Source organism: Streptomyces sp. NBC_01498, from assembly GCF_036327775.1.
Taxonomy (GTDB): Bacteria; Actinomycetota; Actinomycetes; order Streptomycetales; family Streptomycetaceae; genus Streptomyces.
Map to the genome: position 1 here is coordinate 3,033,677 of NZ_CP109598.1, position 11,303 is coordinate 3,044,979.

The 11,303-nt window shown below is 69.2% G+C and carries 12 protein-coding genes; 2 read left to right on the forward strand and 10 right to left on the reverse strand.

The genetic code is table 11. The features are described 5' to 3' along the window. Window positions 1–32 precede the first annotated feature (32 nt). From OG875_RS12800 to OG875_RS12810, 3 genes are all read right to left on the reverse strand, one after another. Window positions 33–479, reverse strand: coding sequence for a VOC family protein (locus OG875_RS12800; protein WP_330174341.1), 447 nt, complete (start codon window positions 477–479; stop codon window positions 33–35). Between the two features lie 82 nt (window positions 480–561). After that, a complete protein-coding gene (locus OG875_RS12805; RefSeq protein WP_330177728.1) occupies window positions 562–975 on the reverse strand; it encodes a helix-turn-helix transcriptional regulator in 414 nt (137 codons plus the stop codon). Window positions 976–1,142: 167 nt separating this feature from the next. Continuing rightward, entirely contained in the window at window positions 1,143–2,747 is a 1,605-nt protein-coding gene (locus OG875_RS12810; protein WP_330174342.1) for an MDR family MFS transporter, read from the reverse strand. Between the two features lie 137 nt (window positions 2,748–2,884). Here OG875_RS12810 and OG875_RS12815 point away from each other — a divergent pair, with 137 nt between their 5' ends. Continuing rightward, window positions 2,885–3,463 carry a TetR/AcrR family transcriptional regulator gene (locus tag OG875_RS12815; protein WP_330174343.1) on the forward strand — a complete coding sequence of 193 codons (579 nt, stop codon included), beginning with the start codon at window positions 2,885–2,887 and terminating at the stop codon, window positions 3,461–3,463. Here the strand turns inward: OG875_RS12815 and OG875_RS12820 are convergent. Together OG875_RS12820 and OG875_RS12825 are read right to left on the reverse strand one after the other, a co-directional pair. Continuing rightward, window positions 3,453–4,106: a M23 family metallopeptidase gene (locus tag OG875_RS12820; RefSeq protein ID WP_330174344.1), complete on the reverse strand. Its 654-nt coding sequence runs from the start codon at window positions 4,104–4,106 to the stop codon at window positions 3,453–3,455. The genes OG875_RS12815 and OG875_RS12820 overlap by 11 nt on opposite strands. A gap of 869 nt (window positions 4,107–4,975) precedes the next feature. Continuing rightward, window positions 4,976–7,504 (reverse strand): ATP-dependent Clp protease ATP-binding subunit, encoded by a 2,529-nt coding sequence (locus OG875_RS12825; protein WP_330174345.1) that lies wholly within the window; start codon window positions 7,502–7,504, stop codon window positions 4,976–4,978. Window positions 7,505–7,954: 450 nt separating this feature from the next. Here OG875_RS12825 and OG875_RS12830 point away from each other — a divergent pair, with 450 nt between their 5' ends. Beyond that, window positions 7,955–8,623 (forward strand): SCO3374 family protein, encoded by a 669-nt coding sequence (locus OG875_RS12830; protein ID WP_330174346.1) that lies wholly within the window; start codon window positions 7,955–7,957, stop codon window positions 8,621–8,623. Here the strand turns inward: OG875_RS12830 and OG875_RS12835 are convergent. The 5 genes from OG875_RS12835 to OG875_RS12855 form a co-directional block, all read right to left on the reverse strand. Further along, on the reverse strand, window positions 8,602–8,937 hold the full coding sequence (locus OG875_RS12835) for a histone-like nucleoid-structuring protein Lsr2 (RefSeq protein WP_023539576.1): 336 nt from the start codon (window positions 8,935–8,937) through the stop codon (window positions 8,602–8,604). The genes OG875_RS12830 and OG875_RS12835 overlap by 22 nt on opposite strands. A gap of 145 nt (window positions 8,938–9,082) precedes the next feature. Further along, window positions 9,083–9,616, reverse strand: a complete 534-nt coding sequence (locus OG875_RS12840) for an amino-acid N-acetyltransferase (protein ID WP_330174347.1) — start codon at window positions 9,614–9,616, stop codon at window positions 9,083–9,085. Window positions 9,617–9,625: 9 nt separating this feature from the next. Beyond that, on the reverse strand, window positions 9,626–10,144 hold the full coding sequence (locus tag OG875_RS12845) for a BlaI/MecI/CopY family transcriptional regulator (RefSeq protein WP_443079108.1): 519 nt from the start codon (window positions 10,142–10,144) through the stop codon (window positions 9,626–9,628). A 155-nt stretch (window positions 10,145–10,299) separates the two neighbouring features. Beyond that, complete coding sequence (locus OG875_RS12850; RefSeq protein ID WP_330174349.1) at window positions 10,300–10,479, reverse strand: hypothetical protein; 180 nt, start codon at window positions 10,477–10,479, stop codon at window positions 10,300–10,302. 13 nt (window positions 10,480–10,492) lie between these two features. Next, window positions 10,493–11,104: a hypothetical protein gene (locus OG875_RS12855; protein ID WP_330177729.1), complete on the reverse strand. Its 612-nt coding sequence runs from the start codon at window positions 11,102–11,104 to the stop codon at window positions 10,493–10,495. Between the last annotated feature and the right edge of the window lie 199 nt (window positions 11,105–11,303).

The following is an 11,303-nucleotide window of genomic DNA, read 5'->3' on the forward strand; positions in this document are numbered from 1 at the left end:
GCACCGGCCACCACCCCCGTCACCGCCCCCGGTCAGGACGCCCACTCCTTCTCCAGGTCGAGATCGCCCTGTTTGACCTGGGTGAACGAGAACCAGTTCCCCGAGTCGTCACGGAAGATCGCCTCCGTGCCGTACGGACGCTCCTGAGGCTCCTGGAGGAACTCCACGCCCTTGGCCTTCAGCTTCTCGTAGTCCCCGTGGATGTCGTCGGTGGCCAGCACGCCCGCGCCGAGCATGCCCTTGCCGACGAGTGTCCTGATCGCCGCCGCGGACTCCTCGTCCACCGCGTGCCCGCCCGGCAGCATCAGGGTCAGCATCACATCGGGCTGGTCCTTGGCACCGACCGTCAGCCAGCGCATTCCGCCCTCGCCCAGGGTCATGTCCGTGCGGACCTCCAGACCGAGCTTGTCCACGTAGAACTCCTTGGCCCGGTCCTGGTCGAGCACCCAGACGGTGGAGATGGCGAGACCCTTGATCATGACGCGCTCCTCGCAGAGATGTGCGGTGCACGAGTCGCTCCCGTGCCCCGTCCTTCCAGTCCCACGGTAGGCACCGGCACGGTCAGCGGGCTTCTCCGGAATTGCGGTCCTCGGCGGGCCGGTCCGGGGCGGGCGCGGCGGCGTCACGGGGCGGGAAGCCACCGGCCCACAGCAGCGCGTAGCACCCCGGTATGCGCGCGGCCCCCCGGCCCGCGTGCTTCGCGCGGTACGCGCTCGGGCTGATGCCCGTCTGCTCCTTGAACCTCTTCGAGAAGGTCCCGAGGCTGCTGAAGCCGACGAGGACGCAGATCTCGGTGACCGTGAGATTCGCCGAGCGCAGCAGCTCCGCGGCGCGCTCTATCCGCCTGCGGGAGAGATAGCGGCCGGGGGTCTGCCCGTACACCGCCTTGAAGGCGCGCAGGAAGTGGTAGCGCGAATACCCGGCGTGCGCGGCGACCGCGTCCAGGTCGAGGGGTCCGGCCCAGTCCCGGTCCATGGCGTCCTTGGCGAGACGCAGCTGCCGCAGGTGCGTGACGGGCACCTGCGGCTGCTGACCTGTGTGCGTACTGTTCACGTCTTCGATGCTGGCACGGCCCACTGACAACGCCCCGGTTGTCCACAGGGGCCCCGCAGTGCGCGACGCCGCCGTGCCGGGCGCCCGCGCTACGCGGACTGCGGGACCCGGTCCCCGTCCGCAGCCGCCGCGCCGCCGCCGTCGGCCGCCGTGCCCTTGGCGGCGTCCGCCTTCTCCGGCCCGGTGCCCCGCAGCGGGACCTCCTTGACGAAGAACGCCGCGAGGAAGCCGATCACGGCGACGGATCCGGCCACCAGGAACGCCACGTGCGTGCCGGAGGCCACCGCGAACTGGTACGCCTCGCGCGCCGCCTCAGGCAGTTTGGCCAGGCTCGCCGCGTCCAGCTGAGCCGACTGCTGGGTCACCGCGTCACCGCCGCGCGCCGTCATCTCCTCCTGCACCCGGCTGGTGAACAGCGCGCCCATGATGGCGACACCGAAGGAGCTGCCGAGGGTACGGAAGAGGGTGGTGGTGGACGAGGCGACGCCCATGTCCTTCGGCTCGGCGCTGTTCTGCGCGACGAGCATGGTGATCTGCATCAGGAAGCCCATGCCGGCGCCGAGCACGGCCATGTAGAGGCCCGAGGTCAGCCGGGAGGTCCCGGTGTCCATCTGCGCCAGCAGAAGGAGGCCGACGACCATGAGGGCGCTGCCCGCGATGGGGAAGATCTTGTACTTGCCGGTGTTGGTGGTGACCCGGCCCGCGAAGAGCGAGACGACCATCATCGACAGCAGCAGGGGCAGGAGCAGCAGCCCGGAGTTGGTCGCCGAGGCGCCCTGCACGGACTGCTGGTAGAGCGGCAGGAAGAGGACGGCTCCGAACATCACGAAGCCGGTCAGGAAGCCGATGATCTGCATGAGGGTGAAGTTGCGGTTGCGGAAGATGTGCAGCGGCACGATCGGCTCGGGTGCCTTGGTCTGCACGTACACGAACGCGACGAGGGTGACGACGCCGATCGCGATGAGCTCCATGATGACCGGGGAGCTCCAGGCGTACTCCGTACCGCCCCAGGTGGTGACCAGCACGATCGAGGTGATGCCGACCGTCAGCAGGGCGGCGCCGAGGTAGTCGATCTTCCGCTTGGCGCGTTCCACGGCGGGCAGGTGCAGCACGGTCACGATCATCGCGAGGGCGACGGCGCCGAGCGGCAGGTTGATGTAGAAGCTCCAGCGCCAGCCGAGGTGGTCGGTGATGGTGCCGCCGACCAGCGGTCCGCCGATCATGGCGAGGGCCATGACGCCGGCCATCATGCCCTGGTACTTGCCGCGCTCGCGGGGCGGGATGAGGTCGCCGATGATCGCCATGACGCCGACCATGAGGCCGCCCGCGCCCAGGCCCTGGATCGCGCGGAAGCCGATGAGCTGGCCCATGTCCTGCGCCATGCCGCTGAGCGCGGAGCCTATGAGGAAGATGACGATGGCGAGCAGGAAGATGTTCTTCCGCCCGTACATGTCGCCGATCTTGCCCCAGATCGGGGTCGAGGCGGCGGTGGCGAGCGTGTAGGCGGTGACCACCCAGGAGAGGTGCTCCAGTCCGCCGAGTTCGCCGACGATCGTGGGCATCGCGGTGCCGATGATCATGTTGTCCAGCATCGCGAGAAGCATCGCGATCATGAGTGCGAGCAGGACGACCCGCACGCTGCGCGGCTCAGGCTCCGCCTTCTTCCGTTCCGACCCCACCGCGTCGAGCGCCATGGTCCCCAACTCCCCTGCATCCGGTCTGTCTTGGTACGTCCCCGCCACTTACTTGCCGCCCGGCAAGTTAAGTACACTTGGGAAGGTAGACGGTTCACTTGCCGGTCGTCAAGTAAGTAATCCTCGGGAGAGCAGCCATGGACAGCACAGCGCAGCCGCGTCGGGGCGGCACCCGTCAGCGCATTCAGGACGTGGCGCTGGAACTCTTCACCGAGCAGGGGTACGAGAAGACCTCGCTGCGCGAGATCGCCGAGCGCCTCGATGTGACGAAGGCCGCTCTCTACTACCACTTCAAGACCAAGGAAGACATCGTCGTCGGCCTCTTCGAGGACCTGTCCCGGCCGATGGACGAGCTGATCGCCTGGGGCGAGAGCCAGCCGTCGACCCTGGAGGTGAAGAAGGAGATCCTGCGCCGCTACAGCGACTCGCTCGCCGCCGCGGCGCCCCTCTTCCGCTTCGCGCAGGAGAACCAGGCGGCGATGCGCGACCTGAGCGTGGGCAAGCCGTTCAAGAACCACATGCTGCGGCTGATGGAACTGCTCAACCGGTCCGAGGGCACCCTGTCCGACCGCGTACGGTGCTTCGCCGCGATCTTCGCGATGCACGCCGGACTGATGGCACTCCAGGACGTCGAGGGCGACCCCGAGGAGAAGCGGAACGCCGCCCTCGAGGTCGCCATCGAGCTGATGGTGCGGGGTCAGGGCCTCACACCGTGACACCGGCGGAACGCAGGAAGTTCACCGGGTTGATCGCACTGCCGTAGTTGGGCGTCGTACGGATCTCGAAGTGCAGGTGCGGGCCGCTCGAGTTACCGGTGTTGCCGGAGAGCCCGATGCGCTCGCCCTTGTCGACCTTCTCGCCGATGTTCACCTTGATCTTGGACAGGTGCGCGTACTGCGTGTACTTCGCGCCGGGGCCGTCGCCGTGCTTGACGACGATGGCGTTGCCGTACGCGGGGCCGTCACCGGCACCGTTGGGGCCGGCCTTGACGACGGTGCCGTCGTGCGCGGCCTTCACGTTCGTACCGACGGGCACGGCGAAGTCCTGGCCCGAGTGGTTGTGGGCCCATCGGCCGCCGCCGATACCGAAGGTGGCGCTGAGGGTGTACTTGGAGACCGGCTTGGCCCACGTGGGGTGCCGCTTGGTCTCCTTCTTGCCGGCGGCCTGGGAGAAGCCCGCCTTCTCGGCGTGCTGGTGGTCGGCGGCGGTGGCCGACGCTCGGGGGGCGCCGGCGTCACCGCTGTCGTTCGCGGCGAACGCGACCCCCGCTCCGAGCGCCGTCGCCACTCCGAGCCCGCCGGCCAGAACGGCGGCACGGGTACGGAGCGTGGACTGGCGGGGCGTGGTGCGCTGCGACATGGAGAAACCTCCGGGCGTCGGTGGACCCGGCGCTTCATGGGCACCGGGGGCTTGCCCACCCTTGGTAACCCGACCGCCCATCCCACCCCAAACCACCCATCTACGACATGTCGTCGTAGCCACGACACCGGCACCCCGACCCCTTGACGACACCGGCCGCCCGTCCCACCGGATAGGAAATGTCCGATATAAGGAGACGCTTATGCGCACGTCAGGCGGGTGTTTCTCCGTCGGACGGCCGGGGCGGGGCGGCCCTCCGGAGCCTCGGGACCAAGGTCCCGGGTCCGGCCTGTCCGATGGTCCCGCCCGAAAAGCCCGCTTCACCACTATTCCGGGTCGTAGGCCGGGAAACGGCTGTGCGGCTTGTCACGCCGGAGGCCGTCGATGCCCCGGCGCAGCGGCGCCGGAGCGCCGACGGCCCACCCCGGTCGACGCCCCTCGGCGGGCTCGCCGGGGCACCCCGAGCCACCCGTCGTTCGCCCACCCCGGTTCGCTCCGGTACGCCGGAACACCAGCGAACCGCAGCGTCCGCGCCCCTTGTCGGCAACGGGAGCACGCCGAACGCACTCCCGCCGGAACCCCCGCGACCACCTCGGGGCGCGCCGGGGCGCCGCCCGAACCCCACCCCCTCGTCCACCCACCCGGGTCCACCGGAAACACTCGGACCCACCCCCACCGACACCCCCGCGACCGCCCCGGAGCACGGCGGAACGCCGCCTGAACCCCACCCCCGCCCCCGCCCGCACCCGCACCCGCACCCCGCGTCCGTCCCGGAGCACGACAAAGGGGTGGCCCGAGACCGTCGTACGGTCTCGGGCCACCCCTTGGGACTGGGCTCAGCCGCTCCTCAGTCCGCGTTCAGCGTCCGCTCACGCTTCCTTCGCGAGGTTCGGACCGGCACCGCCGCCGGCCGCCTGCTCGATCGGCGGAGCGTCGGGCAGTGCCGACTTCTGCTCGCCCCGGAAGTTGAACTTCTTCTCGTCGCCCTCGCCCTCGGTGTCCACGACCACGATGTGACCGGGGCGCAGCTCACCGAAGAGGATCTTCTCGGAGAGGATGTCCTCGATCTCGCGCTGGATGGTCCGGCGCAGCGGCCGGGCGCCCAGCACGGGGTCGTAGCCCTTCTTGGCGAGCAGCGCCTTGGCGGACGGGGAGAGCTCCAGGCCCATGTCCCGGTCCTTCAGGCGCTCGTCCACCTTGGCACCCATGAGGTCGACGATCTGGATGATGTCTTCCTCGGTCAGCTGGTGGAAGACGACCGTGTCGTCCACACGGTTGAGGAACTCGGGCCGGAAGTGCTGCTTCAGCTCTTCGTTGACCTTGTTCTTCATCCGCTCGTAGTTGGACTTGGTGTCGCCCTGGGCGGCGAAGCCCAGGTTGAAGCCCTTGGAGATATCCCGGGTCCCGAGGTTGGTCGTCATGATGATGACCGTGTTCTTGAAGTCCACGACCCGGCCCTGGGAGTCGGTCAGCCGACCGTCCTCCAGGATCTGGAGAAGGGAATTGAAGATATCGGGGTGGGCCTTCTCGACCTCGTCGAAGAGGACGACGGAGAACGGCTTGCGGCGGACCTTCTCGGTGAGCTGGCCGCCCTCCTCGTACCCCACGTATCCGGGCGGGGAACCGAAGAGCCGTGACACCGTGTGCTTCTCGCTGAACTCCGACATGTCGAGGGAGATCAGCGCGTCCTCGTCGCCGAAGAGGAATTCGGCGAGCGTCTTGGAGAGCTCCGTCTTACCGACTCCGGAGGGGCCGGCGAAGATGAACGAGCCGCCGGGTCGCTTGGGGTCCTTCAGACCCGCCCGCGTACGCCGGATCGCCTGGGAGAGCGCCTTGATGGCGTCCTTCTGGCCGATGACCCGCTTGTGGAGCTCGTCCTCCATGCGCAGCAGGCGCGAGGACTCCTCCTCGGTGAGCTTGAAGACGGGGATGCCCGTGGCGGTCGCCAGGACCTCCGCGATCAGCTCCTCGTCCACCTCGGCGACGACGTCCATGTCGCCGGCCTTCCACTCCTTCTCCCGCTTGGTCTTCGCGGCCAGCAGCTGCTTCTCCTTGTCGCGGAGAGAGGCTGCCTTCTCGAAGTCCTGGGAGTCGATCGCCGACTCCTTGTCGCGGCGGACGTTCGCGATCTTCTCGTCGAACTCGCGGAGGTCCGGCGGAGCGGTCATCCGGCGGATGCGCATCCGTGAGCCCGCCTCGTCGATCAGGTCGATCGCCTTGTCGGGCAGGAAGCGGTCCGAGATGTACCGGTCGGCGAGCGTCGCGGCGGCGACCAGCGCGGAGTCCGTGATGGACACGCGGTGGTGCGCCTCGTAACGGTCGCGCAGACCCTTGAGGATCTCGATGGTGTGCGGGAGCGAGGGCTCGGCGACCTGGATGGGCTGGAAACGGCGCTCCAGCGCCGCGTCCTTCTCCAGGTACTTCCGGTACTCCTCCAGGGTGGTGGCACCGATGGTCTGGAGCTCACCGCGGGCGAGCATGGGCTTCAGGATCGAAGCCGCGTCGATCGCGCCCTCGGCGGCGCCCGCACCCACGAGGGTGTGGAGCTCGTCGATGAACAGGATGATGTCGCCGCGGGTACGGATCTCCTTGAGGACCTTCTTCAGGCGCTCCTCGAAGTCACCCCGGTAGCGGGAGCCCGCGACCAGGGCGCCGAGGTCCAGGGTGTAGAGGTGCTTGTCCTTGAGGGTCTCGGGCACCTCGCCCTTGACGATGGCCTGGGCCAGTCCCTCGACGACCGCCGTCTTGCCGACACCGGGCTCGCCGATGAGGACGGGGTTGTTCTTCGTACGGCGGGACAGCACCTGCATGACCCGCTCGATCTCCTTCTCGCGCCCGATGACCGGGTCGAGTTTGGATTCGCGGGCCGCCTGGGTGAGATTCCTGCCGAACTGGTCCAGGACGAGGGAGGTCGAGGGGGTGCCCTCGGCCGGGCCGCCGGCGGTGGCGGCCTCCTTGCCCTGGTAGCCGGAGAGCAGCTGGATGACCTGCTGCCGCACCCGGTTCAGATCGGCGCCCAGCTTCACGAGGACCTGGGCGGCGACGCCCTCGCCCTCGCGGATCAGGCCGAGCAGGATGTGCTCGGTGCCGATGTAGTTGTGGCCGAGCTGAAGGGCCTCGCGGAGCGACAGCTCCAGGACCTTCTTGGCACGGGGCGTGAAGGGGATGTGGCCGGACGGAGCCTGCTGGCCCTGTCCGATGATCTCCTCCACCTGCTGGCGGACCGCCTCGAGCGAAATCCCGAGGCTCTCCAGGGCCTTAGCGGCGACACCCTCACCCTCGTGGATAAGGCCCAGGAGGATGTGCTCGGTGCCGATGTAGTTGTGGTTGAGCATCCGGGCTTCTTCCTGAGCCAGGACGACAACCCGCCGCGCGCGGTCGGTGAACCTCTCGAACATCGTTAATCGCTCCTCAGAGCGGTCAGGCAGTAAAGGGGTCGGTCCCCTCCCTGTCCTTCCGCAGCTTAGTCCCGCAAGCGGGGACCGCTCATTCCAACTGCCGACATCCGCCGTGATCACCCCGCCTCGGCGGCGAACTTTCCTCACGAACAGCCGACACATGCTCCAACCTGATCGTGCGAGACGATGTTCCCGCAGGCCAGACAGATACCCCCGCTATCGGTACGCCGATGGCGAACGCGAGACGTCCGGAACCGCGTGTCGCCCCTCCCACTAGGAATGTCTTACCCGTAAGCACTGACACTCCATGCGGCGCACCCCGGTTGGCTCCGCTACGGGCGAACACCCTTGCACTCCCGAACGCTTCCGCGCGCCCCCGGAACGAACACATGGAGCGAGACGGCGACCTCACCGCGTAACTCGAAGCCGGGGTGGGGAGTTGGTCCGTGCGTGACCCTTCCCGTCCCGCTCCCCCGCGCGCCGCTGCCGCTCGAAGGCGGTGTCGCCTCCTGGTACGAGCACGAGCTGGGCTGGGCCACGGCGGCGGGCCCGCCGGTCGCGCTGCTGACCGGGCTCCGTTTCGACGTGCTGGAGCTGCCGGCCGGCGCGGGCGCCGCCGTGCTGCGGCGGATCGGCGCGGCCGGGACGGGGCCGGTGGCCCTCGTGGCGGGCCGGATGCGGTTCCTGGTGGCCGCGGGAGGCGCGGACGAGCTGCCGGGGCTCCTGGACTGGCTGGAGTGGGGCGGCGTCGCGCTGGAACTGACCGCCCTGGGTTCCGGCGGACGGATGACCGCCCCGGAGCCGCCGGGGGCGGGCGGCCCCCGGGGACCGGCGGGCGTCCGGCATCGCGGCGGGACGCGGGAGGGTCGGGCGGGGGCGGAGCAGGGGGCCGCCGTGTGGCTGCGGCCCCCCGAGCCGGGACGCGAGGTGGAGCCGGTGCTGCCGGCTCTCACTCATTTCGGACACGGGCCCGGAGGCAGTGCCGGACATGGGGACAGCGGTGGGGATGTCCCCCATCTCGTTCGACTCGTGGACACGGCGGCGGCGGAGTGCCACCGGGCCCGATTGCTTCGTGGGGTATCGGCCGGTGCGGAATGTCAGCCGTTGGCCTTCTCGTAGGCTTCGCGGATCTCGGCCGGAACGCGACCGCGGTCGTTGACGCTGTAGCCGTTCTCCTTGGCCCACTTGCGAATTTCCGCGGTGTCCTTGTTCCCTCCCGCTGCGGCGCGACCCTTGCCCCGGCCACCGGCGGCGCGGCCACCGGTACGACGGCCACTCTTGGTGTACGGGTCGAGCAGCCCACGGAGCTTGTCCGCATTCGCGTTCGTGAGGTCGATCTCGTAGGTCTTGCCGTCCAGCGCGAACGTGACGGTCTCGTCCGCCTCGCCGCCGTCGAGGTCGTCAACAAGAAGGACCTGAACCTTCTGTGCCACCGGGTTTTCCTTTCATCGAAAATGCAGTACGCCGAAAGGAAACCGCTTTTCTCAGGAAAACACAAACCCCCGGCAGAGGTTCTGTAGCACAGGAACACGGGAAACGTGCGCGATTCGGACATAGAACCTCGGGTTCTTCAGCCACTCACAGGTGCAGAAGCATCCGGCTGTTGCCCAAGGTGTTCGGCTTCACCCGTTCGAGACCGAGGAACTCGGCGACACCCTCGTCATAGGAACGCAGCAGCTCACTGTAGACATCTCCGTCGACAGGAGTCTCGCCGATCTCCACGAAGCCGTGCTTCATGAAGAAGTCGACTTCGAAGGTCAGGCAGAATACCCGCCGGACGCCGAGCCAACGGGCGGTCTGCAACAACTTGTCCAGCACATGGCGTCCGATGCCGTCACCCCGGAAGCGCGGATCCACCGCGAGTGTGCGCACTTCGGCGAGGTCTTCCCACATCACATGGAGTGCGCCGCATCCGACGACCGTGGCGTCGTCGTCACGTTCCGCGACCCAGAACTCCTGGATGTCCTCGTAAAGAGTCACCGTCGCTTTGTCGAGCAGGATGCCTTCGCCGACGTACGGGTCGACGAGACGGCGGACGGCGGACACATCACTCGTCCTGGCCCGCCGGACGGTGATGCCATTCGCCGCGGCTTTCGGTTCCTCAGAGGACATGACTCGACGCTATCGCCCTCCGGGAGGCTCTCGGTCGGCGCCCTCGGACGGGACTTCGGCGGGGACTTCACCCGGGACTTCAGCAGGCCCGTCGGACCGGACTTCCCGAGGGCCTTCGAGCGGGACTTCGGGCGGGACTTCGGGCGGGACTTCGGATGACGTGCGCGACGGGGGCGGCGTACGCGGGACAGCGGCCTCCCGCCGGTCGGGCCGCACGATACGGACCGCGTCCTCCAGTGCGTCGCGCTGGGCCGGGGACATCATCCCGAAGAAGGCGACAAGGGCCGCCGCGGGGTTGTCGCTCTTCGACCAGGCTTCGTTCATCAGGGCGGCCGCGTAGGCGGCGCGGGTGGAGACCGCCGTATATCGATAGGCGCGGCCGTCGACTTCCCGGCGGACCCAGCCCTTCTGATGGAGATTGTCCATTACGGTCATGACGGTCGTGTAGGCGATGGACCGTTCCCGCTGAAGGTCTTCGAGGACTTCCCGGACGGTGACCGGACGGTTCCATTGCCAGACGCGGCTCATGACGGCGTCTTCCAGGTCTCCCAATTGGCGGGGCACATCGTCACCCTAGTGCGGGATGCCCGAATGGCCGGTTATTGACGTAACAAAAAGGACGTACGACATGACGGAAGTCGTACGTCCTGATCTGCCGCCGTCGGGCGGTGGGAGGTGGGCCCTCAGGCGCGGGTGGCGCCGCCGGGCTGTTCCGCGGCCTCCGCGCGGGCGAGGGCCGCGTCCACGGCCGCGTCCTCCTTGGCCTTGTTGTCCCCGCCCTGGCTCTTGACGATCGTCACGACCAGGCCGATGAAGAAGGCGGCCATCACCACGGGCGGCAGGAGAGCGGATACGTAGTCCATGGCCCAAGAGTAGCTATCCGGCGGCTCGCCGCTCCGGCGGGGGCGAGGGCTTGCGGCGCGGCGGGAAGACCTCGGACGGCTTGGGCATCGGGCGGCCGGGTACGGGCCGCCCCGGCGCGGCGGGGCGGCGCGGCGGTACGGGGTCCTTGGCCGGTGCCTTGTCCGGCTCCTCCTCGGGCCGGTCCGGGTCGGCGGCGGCGCGGCCCCCCTGGAGGGCGAGCAGCCGGGTACGGGGCGCGGGGGCGGCGGGAGAGCGGCCGGCGAGCCGGGCCCGTACGGAGCTCTCGGCGAGCCGTTGGCAGCGGCCGAGCAGCGCCTCGGCGGCGGGTGCGGCGCGCAGGGTACGCAGAGCCATGAGGTCCTCCGGGCGGGGGTCGTACCCGGCGGCCAGGGCGTCCTGGAGAAGCTCCAGATAGCCGGCGGCCGAGCCGGGGAGCGCGGCACGGTAGCGGGCGAGGTCGGCGAGGAGGAAGGCGCGCAGCCGGCCGGCCTCGCGGACCGCCTCGTCCACGGACTCGGCGAGGCGCAGGCACGCCTGAACGTCCGCGTCGGGGAGGGGAGCGGGGTGGAGGGCGACGGCGAGGGCGCCTCGGAGCACACGCAACTCGTCTGCGCCGAACGCCATGCCGCCGCGGGATCCGTAGGGCGTGGGCATGAGGTGACGATACTCACGAATCGCACAAAATCGTCTAAACGCGACGGGTGCGGCGCGGCGGGGGCGGGGGTCCGGTGGGCTCGGCGGGGGTGGCCACCGCGCGGGTGGGCTCGGCGCGGGGCGCGACGGGTGGTGACTGCCGCGCGGGCGCGGGGCGCGGCCTCGGCGC

Coding starts and splice junctions, on each gene's coding strand:
- OG875_RS12840 (WP_330174347.1), bottom strand. CDS start 9,616: ATGTCCTCTGAGGAACCGAAAGCCGCGGCGAATGGCATCACCGTCCGG.
- OG875_RS12825 (WP_330174345.1), bottom strand. CDS start 7,504: ATGTTCGAGAGGTTCACCGACCGCGCGCGGCGGGTTGTCGTCCTGGCT.
- OG875_RS12845 (WP_443079108.1), bottom strand. CDS start 10,144: ATGAGCCGCGTCTGGCAATGGAACCGTCCGGTCACCGTCCGGGAAGTC.
- OG875_RS12850 (WP_330174349.1), bottom strand. CDS start 10,479: ATGGACTACGTATCCGCTCTCCTGCCGCCCGTGGTGATGGCCGCCTTC.
- OG875_RS12815 (WP_330174343.1), top strand. CDS start 2,885: ATGGACAGCACAGCGCAGCCGCGTCGGGGCGGCACCCGTCAGCGCATT.
- OG875_RS12810 (WP_330174342.1), bottom strand. CDS start 2,747: ATGGCGCTCGACGCGGTGGGGTCGGAACGGAAGAAGGCGGAGCCTGAG.
- OG875_RS12820 (WP_330174344.1), bottom strand. CDS start 4,106: ATGTCGCAGCGCACCACGCCCCGCCAGTCCACGCTCCGTACCCGTGCC.
- OG875_RS12805 (WP_330177728.1), bottom strand. CDS start 975: ATGGACCGGGACTGGGCCGGACCCCTCGACCTGGACGCGGTCGCCGCG.
- OG875_RS12855 (WP_330177729.1), bottom strand. CDS start 11,104: ATGGCGTTCGGCGCAGACGAGTTGCGTGTGCTCCGAGGCGCCCTCGCC.
- OG875_RS12800 (WP_330174341.1), bottom strand. CDS start 479: ATGATCAAGGGTCTCGCCATCTCCACCGTCTGGGTGCTCGACCAGGAC.